22 protein-coding genes are annotated in these 22,529 nt (G+C 47.2%); 13 read left to right on the top strand and 9 right to left on the bottom strand.

Going from position 1 to position 22,529, the window contains the following annotated elements:
- The first annotated feature begins 100 nt into the window (after positions 1-100).
- The 8 genes from ACWPAB_RS13305 (at position 101) to ACWPAB_RS13340 (ending at position 6,899) form a co-directional block, all read left to right on the top strand.
- A complete protein-coding gene (locus ACWPAB_RS13305; RefSeq protein ID WP_003568841.1) occupies positions 101-415 on the top strand; it encodes a thioredoxin family protein in 315 nt (104 codons plus the stop codon).
- A gap of 2 nt (positions 416-417) precedes the next feature.
- Positions 418-1,194: a threonine/serine exporter family protein gene (locus ACWPAB_RS13310; RefSeq protein ID WP_003563076.1), complete on the top strand. Its 777-nt coding sequence runs from the start codon at positions 418-420 to the stop codon at positions 1,192-1,194.
- Between the two features lie 21 nt (positions 1,195-1,215).
- Positions 1,216-1,674, top strand: a complete 459-nt coding sequence (locus ACWPAB_RS13315; RefSeq protein WP_003563079.1) for a threonine/serine exporter family protein — start codon at positions 1,216-1,218, stop codon at positions 1,672-1,674.
- A 674-nt stretch (positions 1,675-2,348) separates the two neighbouring features.
- Complete coding sequence (locus tag ACWPAB_RS13320; protein ID WP_003577424.1) at positions 2,349-3,542, top strand: ABC transporter substrate-binding protein; 1,194 nt, start codon at positions 2,349-2,351, stop codon at positions 3,540-3,542.
- A 35-nt stretch (positions 3,543-3,577) separates the two neighbouring features.
- Entirely contained in the window at positions 3,578-4,456 is an 879-nt protein-coding gene (locus ACWPAB_RS13325) for a branched-chain amino acid ABC transporter permease (RefSeq protein ID WP_003563083.1), read from the top strand.
- Positions 4,457-4,460: 4 nt separating this feature from the next.
- Positions 4,461-5,411: a branched-chain amino acid ABC transporter permease gene (locus ACWPAB_RS13330; RefSeq protein WP_003563086.1), complete on the top strand. Its 951-nt coding sequence runs from the start codon at positions 4,461-4,463 to the stop codon at positions 5,409-5,411.
- Entirely contained in the window at positions 5,408-6,193 is a 786-nt protein-coding gene (locus ACWPAB_RS13335) for an ABC transporter ATP-binding protein (RefSeq protein ID WP_003573329.1), read from the top strand. The genes ACWPAB_RS13330 and ACWPAB_RS13335 overlap by 4 nt, the downstream gene beginning before the upstream one ends.
- Positions 6,186-6,899, top strand: coding sequence for an ABC transporter ATP-binding protein (locus tag ACWPAB_RS13340; RefSeq protein WP_016381937.1), 714 nt, complete (start codon positions 6,186-6,188; stop codon positions 6,897-6,899). Before ACWPAB_RS13335 ends, ACWPAB_RS13340 begins: the two co-directional genes overlap by 8 nt.
- 200 nt (positions 6,900-7,099) lie before the next feature.
- Here the strand turns inward: ACWPAB_RS13340 and ACWPAB_RS13345 are convergent, their stop codons facing one another.
- The 3 genes from ACWPAB_RS13345 to ACWPAB_RS13355 form a co-directional block, all read right to left on the bottom strand.
- Positions 7,100-8,002, bottom strand: coding sequence for an alpha/beta hydrolase (locus ACWPAB_RS13345; RefSeq protein ID WP_003563091.1), 903 nt, complete (start codon positions 8,000-8,002; stop codon positions 7,100-7,102).
- A complete protein-coding gene (locus ACWPAB_RS13350; protein ID WP_003577425.1) occupies positions 7,995-9,311 on the bottom strand; it encodes a PTS sugar transporter subunit IIC in 1,317 nt (438 codons plus the stop codon). Before ACWPAB_RS13350 ends, ACWPAB_RS13345 begins: the two co-directional genes overlap by 8 nt.
- A gap of 136 nt (positions 9,312-9,447) precedes the next feature.
- Positions 9,448-10,131, bottom strand: a complete 684-nt coding sequence (locus ACWPAB_RS13355) for a beta/alpha barrel domain-containing protein (protein ID WP_003563095.1) — start codon at positions 10,129-10,131, stop codon at positions 9,448-9,450.
- A 350-nt stretch (positions 10,132-10,481) separates the two neighbouring features.
- Between ACWPAB_RS13355 and deoC the strand changes: the two genes are divergently transcribed.
- From deoC to msp1, 4 genes are all read left to right on the top strand, one after another.
- Positions 10,482-11,147 (top strand): deoxyribose-phosphate aldolase, encoded by a 666-nt coding sequence (gene deoC / locus ACWPAB_RS13360; RefSeq protein ID WP_016381939.1) that lies wholly within the window; start codon positions 10,482-10,484, stop codon positions 11,145-11,147.
- 1 nt (position 11,148) lies between these two features.
- Positions 11,149-12,339, top strand: a complete 1,191-nt coding sequence (locus ACWPAB_RS13365; RefSeq protein ID WP_003577427.1) for a phosphopentomutase — start codon at positions 11,149-11,151, stop codon at positions 12,337-12,339.
- Positions 12,340-12,367: 28 nt separating this feature from the next.
- Positions 12,368-13,084, top strand: a complete 717-nt coding sequence (gene deoD, locus ACWPAB_RS13370) for a purine-nucleoside phosphorylase (RefSeq protein ID WP_003586589.1) — start codon at positions 12,368-12,370, stop codon at positions 13,082-13,084.
- 182 nt (positions 13,085-13,266) lie between these two features.
- A complete protein-coding gene (msp1, locus tag ACWPAB_RS13375) occupies positions 13,267-14,751 on the top strand; it encodes a cell wall hydrolase P75 (protein ID WP_003577429.1) in 1,485 nt (494 codons plus the stop codon).
- A gap of 772 nt (positions 14,752-15,523) precedes the next feature.
- On the opposite strand, the gene ACWPAB_RS13380 is transcribed toward msp1, so the two are convergent.
- Together ACWPAB_RS13380 and ACWPAB_RS13385 are read right to left on the bottom strand one after the other, a co-directional pair.
- Positions 15,524-15,688: a hypothetical protein gene (locus tag ACWPAB_RS13380; RefSeq protein WP_016381940.1), complete on the bottom strand. Its 165-nt coding sequence runs from the start codon at positions 15,686-15,688 to the stop codon at positions 15,524-15,526.
- A 202-nt stretch (positions 15,689-15,890) separates the two neighbouring features.
- Positions 15,891-16,079 carry a hypothetical protein gene (locus ACWPAB_RS13385; protein ID WP_003563110.1) on the bottom strand — a complete coding sequence of 63 codons (189 nt, stop codon included), beginning with the start codon at positions 16,077-16,079 and terminating at the stop codon, positions 15,891-15,893.
- A gap of 528 nt (positions 16,080-16,607) precedes the next feature.
- On the opposite strand from ACWPAB_RS13385, the gene ACWPAB_RS13390 reads away from it, so the two are divergent.
- Positions 16,608-16,790, top strand: a complete 183-nt coding sequence (locus ACWPAB_RS13390) for a hypothetical protein (protein WP_016381941.1) — start codon at positions 16,608-16,610, stop codon at positions 16,788-16,790.
- Between the two features lie 191 nt (positions 16,791-16,981).
- Here the strand turns inward: ACWPAB_RS13390 and ACWPAB_RS13395 are convergent, their stop codons facing one another.
- The 4 genes from ACWPAB_RS13395 to ACWPAB_RS13410 all read right to left on the bottom strand — a co-directional run bounded on the left by ACWPAB_RS13395 (position 16,982) and on the right by ACWPAB_RS13410 (position 22,414).
- Positions 16,982-18,346 carry an FAD-dependent oxidoreductase gene (locus ACWPAB_RS13395; protein ID WP_003586594.1) on the bottom strand — a complete coding sequence of 455 codons (1,365 nt, stop codon included), beginning with the start codon at positions 18,344-18,346 and terminating at the stop codon, positions 16,982-16,984.
- Positions 18,347-18,526: 180 nt separating this feature from the next.
- Positions 18,527-19,375, bottom strand: a complete 849-nt coding sequence (locus ACWPAB_RS13400) for a sce7725 family protein (protein WP_003563115.1) — start codon at positions 19,373-19,375, stop codon at positions 18,527-18,529.
- Positions 19,372-20,052 carry a hypothetical protein gene (locus tag ACWPAB_RS13405; protein WP_003577488.1) on the bottom strand — a complete coding sequence of 227 codons (681 nt, stop codon included), beginning with the start codon at positions 20,050-20,052 and terminating at the stop codon, positions 19,372-19,374. Before ACWPAB_RS13405 ends, ACWPAB_RS13400 begins: the two co-directional genes overlap by 4 nt.
- A complete protein-coding gene (locus ACWPAB_RS13410; RefSeq protein WP_016381942.1) occupies positions 20,030-22,414 on the bottom strand; it encodes a helicase C-terminal domain-containing protein in 2,385 nt (794 codons plus the stop codon). The genes ACWPAB_RS13405 and ACWPAB_RS13410 overlap by 23 nt, the downstream gene beginning before the upstream one ends.
- Positions 22,415-22,529: the final 115 nt, after the last annotated feature.

The raw sequence follows: 22,529 nt of genomic DNA on the forward strand, positions 1-22,529 counted from the left end.
AAGTTAGGATCTGGTCATTGACCGGATCTTTTTTTATACCTTGATAAGTAAGTGGCAGTCGTGCTAAATTGCAAGAGCAAGCATGGAAGGGGAACACATCATGGCAATTGAGGCAACGAAAGATAACTTGAAGGCATTGACAGCTGAAGGCACGGTTGTCGTCGATTTTTGGGCACCGTGGTGCGGCCCTTGTAAAGTGCTTGATCCGATGTTAACGGCCCTAGAGCAAGAACTGCCAGCGCTTAAAGTGGTTCGTTATAATGTTGAAAAAGATCATACGTTGCCGAGCACTATGGGCATTATGTCAGTACCCACCTTAGTCATTTATCAGCAAGGAGAGGCGCGCGAAAAAGTGACAGGTGTTTACCCTAAAGACAAACTTAAACGGTATTTTGAACAGAAACTTGAGGCGTAGGTATGACACATTCAGTTGAGCGTCAGGATACAGCAATCCAAAATCAAGTATTGGCAACATGCTTGCTTGCTGGACGCATTATGATTGAAGGCGGTTCGGAAATGTATCGTGTTGAAGATACGATGCGACGAATTGCTGTGAATGCCGGTGAGCCACAAACGTTGGTGTTTACGACGCCAACCGGTATATTTGCTAGCATCGAAAATCAGCCGTATATTCAGGAGCGGCCGATTAGCAAACGATCGATTGATATGGAAAAAGTGACGCGCGTGAATCAACTCTCTCGTTCGTTTGCGGCTGATCAGATTGATCTAGATGAATTGCACGCGGCATTGATCAAACTGGATCAGAACACCCCTTTTTTCCCGATTTGGTTGCAGGTGGTGAGCGCGGCAGTTGTCAGCATGACACTCATGGTGTTATTTGCTCAACAGTATGACTGGCTTGATATGCCTTTGGCAGCTGCGGTCGGTGCATTGGGCTTTCTAGTTGATATCAAAGTGAATGCAGTGACCAACATTCGGTTTATTAGTGAATTACTGGGCGCATTGGTCGTTGGCTTAACTGCGTGGCTTGGGGTCAGGTTAGGCCTAGGACACAACCTGGACTTTATTATTATTGGAGCGATTATGCCGCTTGTACCGGGGGTAGCGATTACCAATTCGATTCGCGATATGCTGGCGGGACATTTGCTGTCCGGTATGGCCCGCGGGATGGAAGCCATTTTGAGCGCTTGTGCCATCGGTGTTGGTATTGCTATGATCTTCCGGTTCTTCTAAAAACATAAAGGAGGCGGCATCTTGCAGTGGTGGTTTGCTTTATTAGTTCAACTTTTGTTCAGTTATTTGGCAACGGTCGCTTTTGCTATCATTATCAACGTGCCGCGCAAGGCGTTAAATTTGGCTGGTTGGGCCGGGATGATGGGCTGGTTGGCCTACTGGTTGTTGATGGAAGTCGGTAGTGGCCGGATGATGGCCAATTTAGTCGGAGCTTTTGTCATTGGCTTGTGTGGAATCTTTTTTGCGCGCTATAAGAAAATGCCGGTCATCATCTTCAACATCCCGGGATTTGTACCCTTGGTGCCAGGCGCTGTTGCTTACCAAGCAGTACGAGCAACTGTCTTAGGCGACCTGGACGGGGCCTTGCAGTATGTCAGTCGGGTGGTCATGATCGCTGGTGCCATTGCTGTCGGCTTTATGTTGGCCCAGCTGTTATCAGAAGTGTTGTATAAACGAGCTGTTTTAAAACCGAAAAAGTGATATAATCATGTTATGCGATGAGTCGAGTAAGCACGCAACTTGTGCTGAAAGCTGCAGCTGACTGGTTAAAAGCCACCCGTCGGATTTGTGGGGTCAGCGATCTCAAGGTTGTGGAGCCAGCGAGATCCTATCCAAGTCAACTTGGGTACTGCAGAAAAAGGACGTTTTTGCCTTTAAGGTAAGAACGTCCTTTTTTATTTGCAATTTAACTAGACTGACTACAAAGACAAACTCTTTTTGCTCTAATAACTTTATTAGAATAGAGGGTTGACTTAGACATGCATTTCCTCTAAGAAAGTTATTGACAGGCGTTTGGTTGTCATCAAAATAAACATTCAGCAAATTACCAATAAAAATTTCTGAGAAAATAAGTTGACTTTCCTTGGTAATCATATTAAGATTTTAACCAACCATTAATCTTAACTAGGAGGGCGTATTGATGTCATTGATGTGTATGCAAAGAAAAACAAATCGTAACTGTCATTACGCTCTTTTAGCCTTGTTGTTGATGCCAGGGACCCGACCGAATTGATCGTTTAAGATCAACGTGTTGAGCCCCGTTTTCGCATTGGCGATGGGGCGTACGATTAGCACCCATTCGTCTGAATGGGTGCTTTTTTCTGTTAAGAATCAATGAGATATAGTCATAAGCAATATAATGAGGGGGAACCAAGATGAAGAAGCAAATTGTCAAAGCAATTATGAGCGCTGGCGTCATCGCAGCTTCGATGCTGGCATTGGCAGGCTGTGCGACAAAGAGTGCCACGAGCAAAGGAAATACGGCAGGTAACACGATTAAAATCGGCGTGAACATGGAGTTGTCTGGCGCGGTTGCTGGTTACGGCGAACAGCAGAAACAAGGTATTGAATTGGCCGTGAAACAGATTAACGCTGCAGGTGGTATTAAGGTCGGAAATACTAAGAAAAAAATAACGGCGGTCTATCGTGACAACAAATCGTCAACGAGCGGCGCGGCTTCAGTAGCTGCACAGCTGGCGAATACTGACAAAGTGGTTGCGATCGTTGGACCGGCGACAACCAATGACGGAACAGCCTCTATTCCAAACGTGACCAAGGCGGCCGTACCAATGGTGAGTCCCAGTGCTACGGATCCAAACTTTACACTTCAGAAAAATGGCAGCGTGCAACCCTACGTTTTCCGTGCTTGCTTCAATAACGATTTTCAAGGAGACCATGCGGCGATATTTGCCAACGATACCTTGAAGGCCAAAAACGTGGCGATTATTGCTGACAACTCGACTGATTACGGAACCGGGTTGGCTAAGGCATTCAAGAAGAAGTTTAAAGGTAATATCGTGACGACTCAGTATTATCAATCAGGTGATAAAGATTTCAATGCTATGCTGACAGCGATCAAAAGCAAGAAAATTGATGCCATCTATGCGCCGGGCTATTATTCAGAATTAGGCCTCGTCATCAAGCAAGCGCGGCAGTCAGGCATCAAGGTACCGTTTATTGGTGCAGATGGCATGGCCGATCCTAAGTTGGCACAAATCGCCGGCGCTGCGAATGCAACTGATATTTATTACACCACGCCATTTTCGACGCTGAGTGCTAACAGCAGCAAGCTGGTGAAGAACTTTATGACCAGCTTTAAGAAGCAGTATCAAACAGAAGCACCAACGTTCTCAGCACTTGCCTACGATTCGGTTTACATGATCAAGCAAGCGATTGAAGATCAGAAGGCTGCCGATTCAGCCAGCATTGCCAAGGGTTTGGCCAAGATCAAAAAAATGCCTGCTGTGACAGGCACCACGACCATTGATAGTCACCATAATCCTGAGAAGCCACTGGCGGTTGAGCAACTGACACAAGGCAAAATTGCCAAAGTCTATACCGTTAAGTAAATGACTGCGGCAGCTTTTTATGAGGAGATCATATTTTGCAAACCTTGATGCAACAAATCATTAATGGACTCTCGCTTGGCAGTATTTACGCTTTACTCGCGCTTGGTTATACCATGGTTTATGGGATCATCAAGCTGATTAACTTTGCCCATGGTGATATCTATATGCTCGGCGCGTTTTGGGGCTATTATGCGATTAATTACCTGCACTTCAGTTTTGTTCCAGCATTGTTGTCGGCGATGGTGATGGCTGCACTCTCAGGCGTCTTGATTGAATACTTGGCGTATCGTCCGTTGCGGAATTCACCGCGAATTGCGGCGTTAATCACTGCCATTGGCGTTTCCTTTTTCCTAGAAAATGGCATGTCGTTTCTATTCGGTGCTAATGCCCGGAACTTTCCACAGGTCATCACCACTAAAACCTACCAGATACTAGGGGTCGATGTTTCAAATGTGCAACTGCTTATTTTGTTCACATCCTTGGTACTGATGGTGATGCTGCAGTTCATTATCAAGCAAACAACGATGGGCAAGGCGATGCGGGCGGTGGCAGTTGATCCAGAAGCCGCGCAACTGGTGGGGATCAATCCCGATCACGTCATTTCCTTCACCTTCGCATTAGGATCAGCACTGGCTGGTGCAGCGGGTGTCATGATCGGCTTGTATTACAATTCGATTGATCCATTAATGGGAATGGTGCCGGGAATCAAAGCGTTTGTCGCCGCGGTTGTTGGTGGGATCGGATCGGTCCCAGGAGCGGCTGTAGGGGGCTTCTTGATTGGCTTGCTAGAAACTGGTGTTCAGGCTGTGGGCTTATCGGCCTACAAAGATGCGGCGGTTTACCTTGTTTTGATCATCATGCTGGTCGTGTTACCTGCTGGATTATTCGGCAAACGTCAACGGGAGAAGGTGTGAGCCTATGTTTAAAAATATGCGCAGTAAGCTCATTTGGCTCGCGACGATGATTGCTGGCTTTGTCTTGATCGACATTGGTGAATTAACCGGCGTCATTAACGGGTTTATCGAAAATGCGCTGGTCACAATCGGCATTAACATTATTTTGGCAGTCGGTTTGAATCTTATTATCGGATTTTCCGGTCAGTTTTCGCTTGGTCATGCTGGCTTCATGGCGATTGGCGCTTATGCCACGGCGATCATCACGCAAAACATCTCAACGCCGCTTGGGTTTTACCTTGCTATGCTGGTCGGCATGATCGTTGCGATCATTGCCGCTTTGATTGTCGGAATCCCCACGTTGCGGCTGCGAGGTGACTATTTAGCGATTGCCACGATGGGCGCCGCCGAGATTATCCGAGTCATTATTAATAATTTGAAAATCACCAATGGCCCTGCTGGTATGTTTAATATTCCGCCTTTGGCTTCGTGGCCAACGGTCTATATCTTAATGTGTGTCACTACTGTGATCGTTGTGAACTTCATTCACAGTCGGGCGGGCCGCGCGGTGATGGCCATTCGTGATGATGACATTGCCGCTGAGTCGATTGGCATCAATCCGACCAAATGGAAACTGGCAGCTTTCGTGCTCGGCGCTGCCACGGCAGCCATTGGCGGTTCACTTCATGCGAGTTACTTGCAAACGATTGCTCCCGGAGATTTTGGCATCATGAATTCGATTGCTTTGCTGATTATCGTCGTTTTAGGCGGGGTCGGTAGTATCACTGGCACTTTTGTCGCGGCGGTTGTGTTGGGCATCATCGATACAGTGCTGCAGAACTTTGGCACTTTGCGAATGGTTATCTATGCGCTGGCACTCATTTTGCTAATGGTTTTCAAACCAGCTGGCTTATTAGGCCATTATGAGTTGTCGTTCAAGCGCAAGCGCCAGATTCGGAAAGGAGCAGCATCATGACGCAACAATTGGTAATTGATCACGTCAGTAAAGTTTTTGGCGGTTTAAAAGCCGTCGCGGATGTCACGATGACGATCGAACAAGGGACACTGATTGCCTTGATCGGGCCAAATGGCGCTGGGAAAACAACATTGTTCAATATGTTGACTGGCGAATCTGGGCCGTCGTCTGGCACGATTACCTTGTATACGGCTGATGGACCAGTTGATATTACGAAAAAGAAAGCCTATCAGGTGGCGAAGCTCGGTGTTGCTCGAACTTTTCAAAATATTCGCTTGTTTGGCGCCATGACGGTCAAAGAAAATGTTTTAGTGGCCAGGACACATCTTTATCGTGAAAGTTTCATTGGCACGATGCTGCGGTTGCCGCAGTTTTATCAACAGGAGGCAGCCGTAGCAACTGCAGCCGACGAATTGTTAGATTTTTTTGAGCTTGCTGATGTGGCCGATGAACCGACTGCTAGTTTGCCATATGGTACGCAACGGCGGGTGGAGATAGTGCGGGCAGTGGCCACGAAGCCGCAACTGCTGTTTCTGGATGAACCAGCTGCCGGGATGAATCCAGAAGAAACGGCAGATCTGGGGCGTTTGATTACTCGGATTCGTGAGCATTTTGGCATCACAGTGGTTTTGATTGAACATGACATGTCGCTGGTGATGAAATTGGCTGAGTCAATTTATGTACTCGACCATGGCGCCATGATTGCTTCTGGAACCCCTAATGAGATTCAAACTAACGCGCAGGTCATTAGTGCTTATCTGGGAGGTGAAAACCATGCTTGAGGTTAAACATCTCGTTGTGAACTATGGTGGCATTCAAGCTGTCAAAGACGTCAGCTTTAGCGTTCAAACAGGTGAGATTGTCGCCTTGATTGGCGCAAATGGTGCTGGTAAAAGTACGATTTTGAAAACAATCTCCGGTTTGTTGCGACCACGTTCCGGTATCATTGACTATGAAGGGCAGAAAATCAATGGCATGGCGGCAGCCAAAATTGTGAAGCAAGGCATCTCGCAAGTGCCGGAAGGTCGACATATTTTTGCTGGTTTGACGGTAGCCGAAAACCTGCAAATGGGTGCGTTTGGACTGAAGGATAAGCAAGCTGCTGGCGAACAAATAACGATGGTCTATGATCGTTTTCCGGTGTTGAAGGAGCGGCAACATCAAGATGCCGCAACACTTTCCGGTGGTGAACAGCAGATGTTAGCCATGGGGCGAGCTTTGATGGCAAAGCCCAAATTGTTGTTACTCGATGAGCCTTCGATGGGCTTGGCGCCGATTTTCATTCAAGAGATTTTTGACATTATCACGAAAATCAACGCGCAGGGAACAACAGTGTTGCTGATTGAGCAAAATGCACGCCAAGCGTTGGCCATCGCCGATCGCGGTTACGTTTTGGCCAGCGGCACGGTCAAGATGACCGGGACAGGCGAAGAGCTGCTTGCCGATCCGGCTGTGCAGGCAACTTATCTGGGGATGCAAGTGCCTTAGATAAGCCTTAGATAAGGGAACAGTTAACAAGCGTCAAAAAGCCAAGCCACAATATTTAGGGCTTGGCTTTTTGTTGTTATTGGTGACAAAAGATCGGTACAAAGACAAATAAACAGGCACTGACAGATGCGTCAGTGCCTGTTTATTTTTTGTCTGTATCAGTTAAGTGAGGTTGGACGACCCTTTTGTCTTACGATCGTTTAAGGATTCTGTCCGGTATCGCCTGGTGCTTGTCCGACGCCTCGACCACTACCGCCTTGCCCTGGCCGAATGCCCTGTTGGTTCGGTGTAGCGACCATGTATTGACTGATCAAGTTCACAATCTGTCGATTTTGCGGGAGTGAGCTGTGACCCGCTTCGTCGCCGGAAACGGTGATCTGGGTGTAGTGCGCGACCTGGTTTTGGAAAATATATTTACCAGCTTCCACACTTTCGATTGGGACGGTGCCATCGCCGTCCAGATTTTCGGTACCAGCAATTGAGTAGACAGTCAAGCTGCTAGGCAACTTGTTGCGGCTAGTAATGAGATCGTTCAGCATTTGTGTTCGATTGTCAGGATTGCTTTCTTCAAGGTTGTACGGCGTTCCAATGGTCATGAGTCGTGTCATCCGCACATCAGAATCGCTGTAATACTTTTCGAGAAAAAGGGTGAAGATCAAGCCGCCATTACTGTGACCAATACCACGAAAACGATTGAAATTATAGGTTTTCGCCAATTGCTTAAAGGCAATGTTGAACCACGCCGCCTGTTTCTTGATGTTGTTATAACCATCTTTATTGTTTTCGAATGCGACAACGATGTACGGCTCGGTATCACGTGCTGCGATTTTGCCACTGTAAGTTAGTGTACCATTCGTTTTGACCGTAATTTTCAGCAAACTATGGCCCGTTGTTTGGGCGTTTAGCTGGGTGATCAAGGTGTTGAACCGATCTTCTGTTGCTGAACTCCCAGGAATCAAAATAATCGGTTGCATACGGGAGTTGTGAACAACGCGAGCAGATTTAACGTTTTGTTCCATCCAGCTGGTAGCGGGGAGCATGATAGCCGTTACCGCCAAGACACTGACCAGTAACAACAGCCATTTTCGCCAGTGTTTAATCATGATGACCACCGACCTTTGCTGATTCAAGATTGATTGTTTCTGCTAGCCGCACAAATGGGATATAGATAAGAACCGAGATTGCTAAGCAGAGGATAGCCACGAGAAGCGATACCCAATTACCATTGGTGCCTAGGAAGGCTGCCAACGGTCCGGGCGTTGTCGTTGGAATCGTATAAACTGACGGCGGCATAAGACGCAAGCGGATAGCTGCCCATGCAATCGTCATATTGACTAGCGGTGCAATCAAGAACGGCACAAGCAAAATAGGGTTTAACATGACTGGCCAGCCAATCATGATCGGTGAGCTGATATTGACCAAGCTCGGCAAAAGCGACATGCCAGCTATTCGGCGTAATGGCCGGGTTTTGGCAACCCAAAGTGTCGCAATGATGAGGGCTAAGGTCATCCCAACGCCACCGAAGCTCGCGAAGGGATGGTAAATGGTGCCAATGGTGATCGGGTTGGGCACATTGAACAAATTGTTGTGCTCAAGCGCATAATTCAGATTGGCAGTGCTGGTCGTGCTACCGGCTTGCACTGTTAACGGATTGATCGGACCTTCAATACCAGCCCACCACATGAGGGCATTAATGGTGGTGACCAAGGCCAATCGAATCGACACGTGACTGAGGCTGGAGGCAGGTATCTGAAATGGAATGTAGAAAAGCCCGATGAAACCTTCTGTCGAGATGCGGCTGAGGCTGTAATTGATCGCCACACTGATCACTAGAATCACGACAGTAAGCCAGGTGCCACGCAGCCCACGGTCAACCAAGGCAGCGATTGTATACCGATGCGTTGGTTCTTCGAGGTCCGCACGTGTGAAGCGGAAGAGCCAACCGATAAGCAAGCCGAAAAAGATAGCAATAAACAAACCACGATAACCAAAATTATTCATTTGGAAAGGTGATTGGCCATTGCGTCGTGAATCCAAATTAAGAATCATAAATGCCCCGACACTCGTTAAGGCTGCCAAAGAATCATCTTTGCCATAAGATCGGGCAATAAATTTGGCAACGAAAAACGCCGCCATAACCGCCATCAGATCGAGAGTCACTGTTTGGATCGACATCAAAATGGTGCGGATCTGGTTATAGTAAGGAATGACGGTGTCAAGATGATAAATGACTGCAAAAAAGCCATTTCGTGAAAACACACTCTGCGTCAACATTTGAGCCCAAGCACCGACCAGAATAAACGGGAAAATGACGGCAAGGGTTTGTTGGAGCGCGCGATAAATGCGGGTGTGTCGCAACCGAACGCTATTGTTAACGAGCACGGGCAGCAATCTCTGCATCAGATTGCTCATGGCTGCCATCTCCCTTTTCAATTTTTTTAATGGCGCATTATCAATGCTATTCTAACAAATATTAATATCGCCGAGTAGTTTTCGTATTGAAAAGAAAGTTAAAACAATGATGAGACGCCTTATGAAAGGTCGAGTTTTACGATTTCTGCTTTCGATAGGCCTCCATCTTGGCGTGGAAAGTCGCTTCCGTCACGCCATAGGCCGCAAATGTTACCGCATTAGCGCCAGCTTCGATCGTGGCAGTGATCTGCTCATCGGTTTTACCGCCAGAAGCAATAATCGGGAAATTCGGGTGCTTGCTGTCAATGGCCGCACGAACTTCGGCCACAAGATTGGCGGTTTCTTTGCCACCAGCAATGTTAAAGGCCGCGACACCGGCATCAATTCGGGCGTTAAGATCATCCATATGACGGACAATGGTATAGATCGTTGGAACGTCCACCACACGATTGACATTGATGAGCGTTTCAATCGGAGTTGGCGCATTTAACACAACGGCCTGAGCACCGCTTTCTTCTGCAAAAGCGCCAATGGTTGCGGCTCGCAAGCCCTTGGTTAGCCCGCCGCCGATGCCAGCCAGAATCGGCACGTTAGCCACCGTTGCTACCGCTTGGAGAATGCGCGTATTAGGTGTCCACGGATAGACAGCCAGAATCGCATCAGCATCGCAATTCGCGATCACAGCGACGTCCATGGTATAGATGATACTGCGAATTTTTTTACCAAAAAGCGTAATGCCACTGGCCGCTTTAATCGCTGAAGGTGCTTGAACAATATCAGTGCGAAGCTTAGAAGTTAAATTCGGGGGCATGTTCGTCATGGAAGTACCTCACTTTCAAGAAACAATTTGATTAACTTTATTATAATGGATGAGATTAGGTGAAGGCGAGAAGGACACCTTTATGACTGTTTCGCCATAGGTCGGGTGTCCCGAAGCCTTCGAGTTTGCTTTAATCAACTGCCTTGCCAAAACGCATTTGCAAGCCACAACTTGGCTTAACGGTACGCGTACTCATGATCTATTCAACCCTTTCTATGCACGATTAACCATACCATGGTATTCTTAAGGCAATCTGATGAATGCGTCATTTGGTAACCGCATTCATCTTCTGCAGATAAGATAAGCTTTTTGGCTGCGATCAGAAGGCTATTTATGACGGAGGCGTAAAAATGGCAAAACCATTGGCAAAGTACATCGATCATACTTTATTGAAACCGGATGCAACACAGGATCAGATTGATGAAGTATTGGCACAAGCAAAACAGTACGGTTTTGCATCAGTTTGTATTAATCCTTATTGGATTGTTCGGGCGGCGGCTAGTTTGCGCGACACGGATGTGAACGTCTGCACGGTTATCGGCTTTCCTCTCGGGGCAAACACCACCCAGACGAAGGTTTTCGAGACTGGACAGGCAATTGACGAAGGTGCTCAGGAAATCGATATGGTCCTGAATATTGGCGAATTGAAGGCAGGGCATAACGATCATGTTCGTGCTGACATTCAGGCAGTTGCTGATATGACTCATGCTAAAGGTGGTTTGCTAAAAGTGATCATCGAAGCGGTTTTGCTCACGGATGATGAAAAAGTCACGGCTTGCAAGTTAGCAGCTGCGGCGGGCGCTGATTATGTGAAAACATCTACTGGATTTGCAGCAGGCGGCGCGACGGTGCACGATGTCGCTTTGATGCGCAAAACAGTTGGCGATAAACTAGGGGTTAAGGCAGCGGGCGGCATTCACACTTATGCTGAAGCTAAGGCATTGATTGATGCTGGCGCTGATCGTCTTGGTGCCAGTGCAGGGATTCAAATTTTGAAGGAAGCAGGCGAAGCATAAGATGGCATTTGATCGCATTATCACGATTGTGTTGGATTCAATCGGTATTGGTGAAGCACCTGACGCCGCTAAGTATGATGACACCGGCGCTGACACACTTGGTCATATTGGTGCCTATTTTGATGGTAAACTGGCTTTGCCAAATTTGCAGGCCATTGGGTTGGGTAATATTGCTCGACCAACACCAATTGCTGGCGTGACGGCGTTAGGTAGTCCCAGTGGCTATTTTGGCAAAATGGCCGAAATTTCTGCAGGTAAAGATAGTATGGATGGTCATTGGGAAATGATGGGTTTGCCTGTGACGGAACCTTTAGGCTATTTTCCCAAAGGTTTTCCGGCTGAGTTGATTAAACAAATTGAGGAGTTTTCCGGCCGTAAAGTTGTTTTGAACAAACCTTATTCTGGCACAGAAGCGATCAAGGACTATGGTGAGCAACAGCTGAAAACTGGCGATCTGATCGTGTATACCTCAGGTGATTCGGTGCTTCAAATTGCGGCGCAAACGGATGTCATTCCACTTGAAGAACTTTATCGCATTTGCCGTTACGTTCGCAGCATCACAATTGACGCACCATATCGCATTGGTCGGGTGATTGCACGGCCATATGTCGGGACAGATCCCACTACGTTCACGCGGACCAGTGACCGTCATGATTACACACTTAAGCCGGATAAGCCGACAGATCTTGATCGCCTTCAAGGTGCTGGCATTGCGACTTATGGCATTGGGAAAATTAACGATATTTTCTCTGGCCAAGGGCTAGATGACGGTGTTCATACCACTAGTAATGTTGATGGCATGGAAAAAACAATTGAAGCAGTCAAATCGGACCGCCGCGGATTTATTTTCACCAATTTAGTGGATTTTGATGCGATGTATGGCCATCGCCGTAACGCGCAAGGCGACGGGGATGCTTTGATGACTTTCGATCGACAATTGGGCGACTTAATGACAGTGCTACGGCATCAGGATCTATTGATGATCACGGCGGACCACGGAAATGACCCAACTTTCCGCGGAACAGACCACACCCGCGAGTATGTTCCGTTGCTAGCCTACAGCAAGCAATTGCCGGGTAATGGCGATTTAGGTATTCGTTCGCCATTTTCGGATCTTGGTGCCACGATTTTAGATAATTTTGGTGTCACAGGTAATCAAGTTGGCCAGTCGTTCTTAAAGCTACTTAAATAAACCCACATTTTGAAGGAGAATCATTGTCATGAGCACACATATTGATGCCCCAAAAGGAGCCATTGCCGACGTCGTCTTATTGCCAGGTGATCCATTGCGAGCACAGTACATCGCGGAAAACTTTCTGGACAATGCCCAACGTTACAACATGGTGCGGAATGCATTTGGATTCACCGGCACGTTTGAAGGCCGGCGCGTGTCGGTTCAAGCGACCGGGATGGGCATTCCTTCGATCTCAATTTATGTTAATGAATTGATTCAAGACTATGGGGTTAAAACGCTCATTCGCGTTGGCACAGCTGGCGGCATGGGCGAAAATGTCAAAGTTCGCGATGTTGTGCTGGCCCAAGGATCTTCGACTGATAGCAGCATTATCTTGAATACGTTTGGCGCCGGGCTTTATTTTGCCCCACTAGCCGACTTCAACCTTCTTCGTGAGGCGGCAAACTTGGCAGATACTAGCGCAATTCGCTATCATGTTGGTAACGTGCTTGGCGAGGATCGCTTTTATAACGATGAGATGGATCGTCAAAAACTCATTGATTATGAAGTGCTGGCGACTGAGATGGAAACGCCGGCACTTTATCTACTTGCGGCTAAGTACCATGTGCACGCGTTATCGATCCTCACGGTTTCAAATCACTTGGTTACAGGTGAAGAAACCTCAGCCCAAGAGCGACAGACCAGCTTTAATGACATGATCGGTCTGGCACTCGGTGTTGCCAAAACAGTTCCTGATCGTTAGATAACGCATGAAATCTAGTTATACCAAGGCTTTGGCGCCGTGAATTTTACAGTTGAAATATTTTTTTAATGTGCGTACCAGTAGGAAACGTGTTATTCTGTATATGGTTTCTTAAGAAATGGTAAACGCAAGTAAAACGCAATTTTTGAAAAAATTCAGTTTTGGATTGGAGGAGTACATACATGGTAGATGCAAAGAAAGTATTGTCAGTTACGGCAGGATTCGTTGGTGCTGCCGGTTTGGCAACTTTAGCTACCGGCGCTAATACTGTTTCCGCTTCAACGGGGACAGTCAATTACAAATCGGGTGCGACCACCGTATGGAATAGTCCATCATGGCATCAAGTAAAACGCTATGTGACTTTTGGTGACAAAGTACAAGTTCTAGGTCAAAAAGTTGACCGAAACGGTGCTACTTGGTATAAAGTCGGCGACAATCAGTGGATCCCTGGCATTTATTTGAATTTTGACGGCAAGACTGTCACCGTTCAAGCACCAGAACAAACTGCCAGTCAGGCACCGGTTAGCCAAGCGCCAGCTAGCCAAGCACCTGCAAGTCAGGCACCTGCGAGTCAAGCAGCCGCACAGCCTGATACCCAGACAGCAAACATTCAGTTATATGTTAAAAACATTGGTTCTGCAGTCACAGTTTGGGCAACACCAGCGTACAGTCAGGCAACTGGCCAGTATCTGGAAGGCAACCAGACGTTGACGGCGGTTGCCCAGTTGCAAGCCAATGGCGAAACATGGTATCGGTTAGCAAATGGCGGTTACGTGCCAGAACGTTTTGCTAGCACAACACCTGCACCAGCACCGCAGTCATCTGCTGCAACGAGTGTTGCGGCACCGACTGCGCCTGTATCTGATGCAACGGCTTCGAACGCAGCTGCTTCAAATGCCGCCGCTTCGGATGCTGCTGTCTCCAGTGCTGCAGCGTCTAGTGCCGCGGCTTCATTAGCTGCCGCTTCAGAAGCTGCTGCGGTTGCGAATGCTTCTAGCGCTGCTGCATCTTCTGCTGCCGCTGTAGCGAGTGCTGCCGCAGAATCCAGTGCTGCTGCAGAGTCCAGTGCTGCCGCATCGAAGGCTGCTGCTGATTCTAGCGCTGCAGCTGTGCAGACTACGACGCCTGAGTCCAGTGCTGCGCCTGCAACGACACAGGTTGATGCAACTCAGGAACAGCAACAGCAGGCAGAACCAAGCAATACGGTCAATACCGAGGAAACGACAAATAACGCGACGCCGACTCCTGCACCAACGCCGACTCCTGCACCAACCCCAGCCCCAGCTCCTGTTACGCCGTCACGTCAGGCAAAAATTCAGGCGGTTATCTCAATTGCTGAACAGCAAATTGGGAAACCTTATGTATGGGGTGGCAAGGGTCCTAACAGCTTTGACTGCTCAGGCTTGATGTATTATGCCTTTTTGAACGGCGCCGGTGTTAACATCGGTGGTTGGACAGTGCCACAAGAATCTTCTGGTCAGCAAGTCTCACTGAGTGCACTTCAGCCTGGTGATTTGCTCTTCTGGGGCGGACATGGTAGCTCTTACCACGTAGCGCTCTACATTGGTGGCGGTACAATGATTCAGGCACCACAACCAGGTGAAAATGTGAAGTATACGGCATTAGCTTACTTCATGCCTGATTTTGCTGTTCGTCCTTCACTATAAGGATAACTAATGGCTAAAATTAAACTGGAACATTCTCGCGAGAGGGTGTTCCTTTTTTTGCTTTTTTTCATTCCGGGGCAAAAAATATCCTGCATTCACGGGATATCCAGTACGATTCAACGATTGATAGCTATCCTAATCATCATAGTCCGGACTTTTGATCAGTTCAGATGGAGCAGTCTTTGTAGGGGATTTAAAGATGTATTTTGCAATGGATGGCGAAATGTTCTTGGCTAAGGCCTGTCCCCAATTTTGTGAGATCTCCAGTAACGCAACATCATGTGGTTGAGTCGAGATCAATGACAGAAAATGTCCGGTCCACTAGCGATTTTGTCCAAGCTGTTGGTATGTAAAGCTATAAATTGTTGCCGAGCTTTTTCGGCACTTCCTTAGATTGATCTGCTGTTTGAATATTTGGTCCCTAGATAGACTTGCAGGCTTGGTAGCTATCCTATAGACAATATACGATGGGCGGCCGCTTTTTTGTTGCTTTAAATTTTAACGTTGATAATTGCTGCTTTTTCGTCGCTAGCAGTGTCAAAAATGCCAAATAACGACGAAAAAAGCGGATTTTGCTACGTTTATTTTTAAACGGTATTGAACGACATCTCTCTAAGCAAGTGAGATACCTTTAGATGCGTCAGCTTTTTTGGAGTGGGGGATAACTGAGGACAATAGAAAGCTGAAAAGCACAAACAGTGCACTCAATAAGTGTGCACTGCGTTTTGGTCTGGTGAGCATCATGCAAGCTTTTGTAGCTTTAGCTCAATGATTACTTAACCCATTTTGCGATTGACTGACCCACTTGGTACCCAGCATCAAAGATACCGGTGAAGATACCTTTCATGATGACTTCGACTGACAAATCGCCGCCAACAACCGGCACTTGTTCTGTGTAGGTAAGTTCAGGAAATTGATTCAAAGCTTTTTGATTCATTGTGGCTTCCTCCATTTATCGTGTCTATTTCAAACAACTAGCTATAGAGCTACCTTTTTGATAACCCACATGAAATTAAGTTTGCAAGACTCCCGTGCCAAACTGCCAAAGCATCAAGATCAAAAGACGGGCAATAATGGCCAAAGGGAGCTTCTTTGCGAGAACGCGAAGTACGAATTGCTTTGGCACGTTCACCACTTATTTATACAGTTGCAGGTTTCTTTTCTTGCGTCATGCCATCCGTAAAGCCAGAGAAGACACCGGACAGAAATACAGTGAGGCTTCCAATGATGACGCCGGTAGCGACAACACCAATGCCGCCTTGACTTTCTGCTAATTCTGAATCATCGATGCACGAAAAGTTTTTAAGCACTAAGTTATTTTCCAACATAAGTTTCAGCTCCTAGTATTTTTTGAATGTTTCGGCTTACTACAACCACGGCGATTGTCCATAATGCCCAGCAGTGCGGAAACCATTGCTGAGGTAGCATCGGCAATTGCCATGTAGTGTCACCCCTTCGTTTGGGATAGTACAAGAACACATATGAAAAAGTGTGCTTAGTATGTCACGGTTGAAGGGGTCAAAAATGATTTCTCTTTCCTCTCCTTCCCGCTAATTGCCGTAGATCTGAGACAAAACTATCTAGGTGCTAGCGACCCTGTACATAATATACAAGTATTAGGCGATTTATAGGCAGCAGAGAAATTAACGTTGCGTTATTCGGGCTTTTCGTGGCTTATTTAGCCATAAGTTTCAAAATGCGACGAAAAAAGACGATTTTGCAACGTTTATTTTTTGCTGTTGATTAATATGTTTGAAAATAGACATTAACGGTAGGATTAAAAATTACTCAAGATTAAAAACAACTTTAGCCACATTCAATGATTAAAATCGAAAAAAATCACCAGTTTCTGAATCGTGATCGCGGCTCAGATAGTACTTGTTAGCCGGCAGTTTCAAGGCTATTTTGTTTGGCTGCTTCAAGCTCAATTTTCGTGGGCAAATAGTTTCATGCGCTTGATCAGACGCGAAAGTGACTGGGTAATCCGTGCATTGGAAAAGTCAGGGAAAAATTTTCAGACGTCAAGCAAAAACGAATGACCTCCTCTCCTTATACAGGGGAAATCATTCGCTTTTTGGTTTTTATCGGGTAATGACTGGGATTTATGAGTGGGGCAGGGCAAAGAACTTTTTTGCCCTTGCGCTTTTTCCCGGGTTATTCGGAACCTAACAAATCATAAATTCCAAGAAGAAATAGTGGCTCTTAGATGATTGTTTGCAATTCGAATGGATTAAGCTACCGGTGTTTTTTCCATTTCCTGAGCTTTGGCAACGGCTGCCATGGCGACGGCGTTGACCCAGTTGATTGGCTGGTCAAAGTTTGGCTGGAAGAGCATGTCGACCATGGCCAATGTTTCGATCGTCATGTGTGTTTGAATCGCTAAGGAGATGACATTGGCACTTTGGCTGATGTCATGCTTGGAAAAGAAGGCCCCGCCTTTGACTTCGTGCGTTTTAGGATCCCAAGTCAAGCTGCAAAGAACCGGCGTGGTGGTCAGCATAAAATCAGGTCGGTAATCCTGCTCAATGGTCACGCTGGCAACCTCAATGCCACGGGCTTTGGCTCCTTCAGTGGTCATGCCAGAGGCAGCAATGGCGTGTTCGAAAAGTTCAACCGCTGAACTTGATTGGGTACCGAGATACTTTTCGGTTGGTTTTTCAATATTTTTGCCGACTAAAATACCTTGACGGACGGCATTGGTTGCTAACGGAATGTAGTCATTTTTGCCAGTCGGGTTGTAATGCACGGTAGCAGTGTCGCCGGCTGCAAAAATAGCAGGATCGCTAGTTTGCATATAGGCGTCGGTGATCACGGCACCATTTGGCAAGGTCTCCAAATGGTCTTTCAGCAGTTCCGTGTTTGGTCGGAAACCGGTACACAAAACAGCGACATCTGCTGTATAGCTGCCTTTGTCAGTTGTGACGGTCATCTCACCATCAGTGCCTTGGGTGAAACCGGTGACCATCTCACCCAGTGCTAAATTGACGCCATGATCCGTATAAAGTTTTTCTACTCGATCTGTAATGGTAGCGTCAAAGTTTTTCGCCAACACTCGTGGTAAGCCATCAATCAAGGTAACTTGTTTGTCAGTTAGTGCATACTGTTCGGCAAGCTCGGCGCCAATATAGCCGGCACCGATTACGATCGCACTTTTAATGGTCGGAGCAAGCGCCTTTAAAGCCTTGGCATCATGCCAATTTTTGCAAAGATGAACATCCGTGTCGTGAATGCCCGGAATGTTTGGGACGATCGGCGTCGAACCAGTTGTGTAAACCAATTTGTCATATGTATCAGTGGTCACGTTGCCGGTTTTGAGATCCTTGACTTCAACCGTTTTCGCTACAGGATCAATCGCCAAAACGTCATGCTCCATTTGCATGTTAGCACCCAGCGCAGCCAATGCTTCAGGACTGGAATAAAACATTTTATCAGGATCACTGACATGATCACCAACCCACAAAGCGATGCCACATGATAGAAATGATAGATTGCTATTTCGTTCATAGACAGTCACGTCGTAATCGGGATGCTCTGTCAAAATTTGCTGTGTTGCGAATGTACCGGCATGAGTCGCACCAATAACAAGAACTTTCATTAGGTAAACACTCCTTCATATATTGATAAGGTTTTCACAAAAAGTGTAACATAATTAGTTGTTCGTGACTAGATTGCCCACGTTTAAAATTGTGAAATATTTATTAAGAAACGCTTTCAACAATATAAAAAATATTTCAACAAAAAATCGATTACCAATTGATAGGCAATCGATTTTTCGTTAATGTCGCGGCGCGGGTTGCAACCAGCGCCCGATGAGTTCGAGATGATGCATGAGCTGATATTTACGAACAATGCCAAGGCCGGGAAAATGATGGCGGGTGGCCGCGGTCATGAACGCACTGGTTCCAGTTGTTTGCGCATCTGGGTGAAATGGCAGCCATGCCGTTAGTTGATCCAAGACTTCGAAAAACTTGGCTTGCGGATTGGCAAAGTCGTCGTTATTAACCGAAACGAAGTGATGCAACCGCAATGTGCCATCGGCCGCTGGATAAACCAGATGAATGGCGACAGCTCGTTGCGGATAACCATGCTCGAAATAGTCACTGGTGGCAAGGGGATAGTCCGCAAAGCCGATACCAGGCAGTGAAGTCGGAGCGTACTGATAAAACTCATCTTGCAAGATACCATAGTCATCCGTGTGTGGATAAACGGTGAAATGGTCATTTAAATAAATGGCGTGAGGCAAAGCCAGTCGGCGAACCCGCGCCTCATCAGGCACCAAGGCTAGCTGGTGCCGTGGCAGAACTTTTGCTTGCGCTGCTGTCGTTGCGATCACCAGTGCGGCTGGTCGGGCATCAAAAATTCGGGCGGGCTGCACAACGTCACTTAAAACAACAACATGGCGCGGCGCTGCCAGTAACTGATACGTGCCGACTTGCGGATTTTGAATTACATAGCCCGGATGTGCTGCTTGAACCAGAGCGCTAGTTACCTTCGTGACGCCGGGGATATCTTTGACCGGTTCAATGACAGGGATGACGGTTTTTGGTAATTGGTGATCGGCAACCAGCTGTGTCACCGCAGCCAGATCATATAATTTACCCCGGATAATCGGAAAATACTTCATCTGTTGGCGTCCATTTTGATAGTGGCTAGTTCAGCATTCAACGCGTCAATCTCTTCTTGTAAGGCATTGATCGTGGTATTGTCGAGCTCCGAAACAAACTGATCATAAAGATTCTTGTCAGGGTGATAAATATCGTAATCGGTTGAGCGTTTTTTCAGTTCAGTAAATAGATCGGCTTCTGAGAATTGGCCAAGGCCCTTGGCAACTTGTTTGGCCTTGACTACTTCGCGATTGAGGCTGGCGATGAAATGGTCGGTCAAAGTGGCTTCAGGGACTTGCAGTTCTTGACGGCGAGCTGGTTTGGCGATCGTCAAAGTACCAGGTGTTACCACAGGAACAGCGCTGGCGGCGATTGCGGCTTTAGAGAAGGGATGGTAGGTAAAAACACCGATCCCATGTGGAATTTCACTAGCCACCGCCGTGTACAGTCGTTGTGGCAAGACAAAATAGTTGTAATGACCGATAAAGCTGAGTTTGGCGCTACTATGGAAATCGGCTTTGGTGACTTTGAGCTCAAAACAACGCCAAATAGTCGCGTCTTGCTGTTTTTGGCGAACCAGCGTATCGACAATTCCGCGATCGTCTGGCATCGTCACTTCTTCAACCACGGTGGCCCCTTGTTCTTGCCAGTAGGCATAAAGCGTTTTTTCTAAATCAAGCGTGAGCTGTGTTTTCATGATGGGCCTCCCAGAAATGCGTCAAGAGTTGAGCTAATTGCGTTGGGTTGTAGCTGACTTGGGCGTGGGTCCAGTGATCTGGAAAAAGGCGGGCATAACGTGGGGTAATAAACCGTTCGTCAATCAGCAGAATGACTCCGACGTCCTTGGTACCGCGGATGACGCGGCCACCTGCTTGTAACACGTTATTGAAACCCGGCAGCTGATAGGCATATGCGAATCCTTGACCGTTTGCCCGATCAAAATAGGCCCGCAGTTGATCGGTTTCAGCATTGATACCTGGCAACCCCACGGAGATAATTGCAACGCCAATCAGTCGACTTCCCTTGAGATCAATGCCTTCAGCAAAGATCCCGCCAAGCACGGCAAACCCGATAATCGGCTCACTGCCAGTTTGAAAATAATCTAGAAATGTTTGCCGATCCGCTTCAGTCATGGCATTTTCTTGGGCGCAAATCCTTAGATCGGGATTCGCCGCAGTGAAGGCTTCATAGGCCGTTTTCAAGTAGGCATAGGATGGAAAAAAGAAGAGATAGTTGCCGCTTTTGGTGCGAACTAATGTTGTCAGGCTCGCAATCAACTGCGGCAAATCCTGCGTGCGTCGTCGATAAGTCGTATTGACACTAGCGTCAACAATAACTGCTTGTTTGGCGGGATCAAATGGGGAGGGCAGCGTATAGGCGAGACTGTTGTCGATCCCGCCAAGAAACTTTTGAAAATATGCCATCGGTGATAAGGTCGCCGAAAATAAGACGGCACCACGCCCTTTTTTCAAGGCTTCGTCCACAAATTGCGATGGATCGAGACACAGTTCTTTAACCATAATCTGGCCGTTTTCTTTAGTGACTTCGGTTTTGAATGTCGCGTCATAGAAGTCGCCAATTCGCAGATATTGATTGGCTAGAAAAAATACCGGCAAAACGAGATCGACAGCAGGTTGCAACGCGGGGGTTGGCGGTTCGCTGAGCCAATCGTGAACGACTTCGGTGAAGCGAAAAAGAACTGCGGTGAGGTCATCAAGCGGATCATCTTGAAAGATGGTCGGTTGTGAGGTCAACAAGGTTGAAGTCGTTGCATCAAGGGTATTCAAAATACGTGTCATGGCGCGGCGAACTTTTGTCAAAGGGGCACCTTTATAAGGGGTTAGCGCTTTTTTTAACTGGACGAAATCTTGATCTGTGATGGCAGCGGTGTACATGTCCCGCGCGCGACTGACTAAGTTGTGCGCTTCATCGATCAGGAAGAAATTGCTATCATCTTTTTCGCTAAAAAAGCGTTGCAAAAAAACCAGCGGATCAAAGAGATAATTGTAATCACAGATGATGACGTCGCAAAATAGGCTGGCATCCAGTGAAAATTCAAATGGATCGAGCCTATGTTTGCGAGCATAAGTCTCGATGACGGGACGCGTCAGTTGATCCTCGTGTTCCAGTAGATCGTGTAAGGCTGGTTTTAGGCGATCATAGTAACCTAACATGTAAGGATTCTTGCTGGGGTCATCAGGTTCGTCAGCAAATGTGATGGTGTCTTTAGCCGTTAAAGTGATACTTTTGGCGGTTAAACCTGCTTGCGCCATCAAGGCCATCGCCTGTTCAGCCACGCGTCGAGTGCTTTGCTTGGCAGTTAGGTAAAAGGCTCGTTGGATCAAGCCCGTGCCCATCGCTTTTAAGGTTGGGAAAAGTGCAGAGATGGTTTTACCAGTGCCGGTGGGAGCTTGCACAAACAAACGTGCTTGGCTATAGATCGCCTTATAAACAGCGGCGGCTAGCTCATGTTGACCAGCTCGGAATTGCGGAAATGGAAAATCAAGCTGGTCGATGGAGGTGTTGCGTCGTTTGATGATATCACTACGTAGTTTGAGCCAGTCGCGAAATTCTTCAAGTAAATCAGTGAAATCATCAGCCAACTCGGCGGCACTTTTGACTTCACTGAAACGGCTGACTGTGTCGGTGCTGGTCTGGACATAAACCAGCGTGATTGTTGCTTGATCCAAATGCCGTTGTTCACAAAGTAGATGGCCATAAATACGTGCTTGCGCCCAATAGCGGTCTTTTGTATTTTGTGTGGCCTCTTCCCATGGGCGCGCACTGGTTTTGATTTCCTCAACTGTGAGGCCGGTGTCATCTGTCCAGACACCATCCGCTCGGCCTTCGAGCTGATAGTCTTCATCGTTCACGGTGACGGCGGTTTTGAGGTAAACTTCCTTTTCGTAATCGGACTCACGGTGAGCAGCTTGAAGTTTACGATGAATTTGGCTACCAATGATGGCGGTGTTATTTGAATTGCTGGTGATTGGATTGAGGTCGCCGGTGCGAACGGTTAACTCAACGAACTCACGAATACCAATGCGATTGTTTGCCATCACTGCGCCCCCTTGCTTGTCATGGTTAGTTATTAGTATAGAACATACATTCTCTATGGGGAAGACTGGTGAGTCAGGGTCATGCGCCGTCACGCTCTAGCTCCGCGTCGCAAGC

Source organism: Lacticaseibacillus sp. 30 (assembly GCF_053819265.1).

What these genes read in the sequence shown, in the direction of transcription:
- ACWPAB_RS13380 (WP_016381940.1), bottom strand. Translation starts at nt 15,688, where the DNA reads ATGAATCAAAAAGCTTTGAATCAATTTCCTGAACTTACCTACACAGAA.
- ACWPAB_RS13305 (WP_003568841.1), top strand. Translation starts at nt 101, where the DNA reads ATGGCAATTGAGGCAACGAAAGATAACTTGAAGGCATTGACAGCTGAA.
- ACWPAB_RS13345 (WP_003563091.1), bottom strand. Translation starts at nt 8,002, where the DNA reads ATGATTAAACACTGGCGAAAATGGCTGTTGTTACTGGTCAGTGTCTTG.
- ACWPAB_RS13395 (WP_003586594.1), bottom strand. Translation starts at nt 18,346, where the DNA reads ATGAAAGTTCTTGTTATTGGTGCGACTCATGCCGGTACATTCGCAACA.
- ACWPAB_RS13385 (WP_003563110.1), bottom strand. Translation starts at nt 16,079, where the DNA reads ATGTTGGAAAATAACTTAGTGCTTAAAAACTTTTCGTGCATCGATGAT.
- ACWPAB_RS13310 (WP_003563076.1), top strand. Translation starts at nt 418, where the DNA reads ATGACACATTCAGTTGAGCGTCAGGATACAGCAATCCAAAATCAAGTA.
- ACWPAB_RS13400 (WP_003563115.1), bottom strand. Translation starts at nt 19,375, where the DNA reads ATGAAGTATTTTCCGATTATCCGGGGTAAATTATATGATCTGGCTGCG.
- ACWPAB_RS13365 (WP_003577427.1), top strand. Translation starts at nt 11,149, where the DNA reads ATGGCATTTGATCGCATTATCACGATTGTGTTGGATTCAATCGGTATT.
- msp1 (WP_003577429.1), top strand. Translation starts at nt 13,267, where the DNA reads ATGGTAGATGCAAAGAAAGTATTGTCAGTTACGGCAGGATTCGTTGGT.
- deoD (WP_003586589.1), top strand. Translation starts at nt 12,368, where the DNA reads ATGAGCACACATATTGATGCCCCAAAAGGAGCCATTGCCGACGTCGTC.
- deoC (WP_016381939.1), top strand. Translation starts at nt 10,482, where the DNA reads ATGGCAAAACCATTGGCAAAGTACATCGATCATACTTTATTGAAACCG.
- ACWPAB_RS13350 (WP_003577425.1), bottom strand. Translation starts at nt 9,311, where the DNA reads ATGAGCAATCTGATGCAGAGATTGCTGCCCGTGCTCGTTAACAATAGC.
- ACWPAB_RS13410 (WP_016381942.1), bottom strand. Translation starts at nt 22,414, where the DNA reads ATGGCAAACAATCGCATTGGTATTCGTGAGTTCGTTGAGTTAACCGTT.
- ACWPAB_RS13330 (WP_003563086.1), top strand. Translation starts at nt 4,461, where the DNA reads ATGTTTAAAAATATGCGCAGTAAGCTCATTTGGCTCGCGACGATGATT.
- ACWPAB_RS13320 (WP_003577424.1), top strand. Translation starts at nt 2,349, where the DNA reads ATGAAGAAGCAAATTGTCAAAGCAATTATGAGCGCTGGCGTCATCGCA.
- ACWPAB_RS13405 (WP_003577488.1), bottom strand. Translation starts at nt 20,052, where the DNA reads ATGAAAACACAGCTCACGCTTGATTTAGAAAAAACGCTTTATGCCTAC.
- ACWPAB_RS13355 (WP_003563095.1), bottom strand. Translation starts at nt 10,131, where the DNA reads ATGACGAACATGCCCCCGAATTTAACTTCTAAGCTTCGCACTGATATT.
- ACWPAB_RS13335 (WP_003573329.1), top strand. Translation starts at nt 5,408, where the DNA reads ATGACGCAACAATTGGTAATTGATCACGTCAGTAAAGTTTTTGGCGGT.
- ACWPAB_RS13340 (WP_016381937.1), top strand. Translation starts at nt 6,186, where the DNA reads ATGCTTGAGGTTAAACATCTCGTTGTGAACTATGGTGGCATTCAAGCT.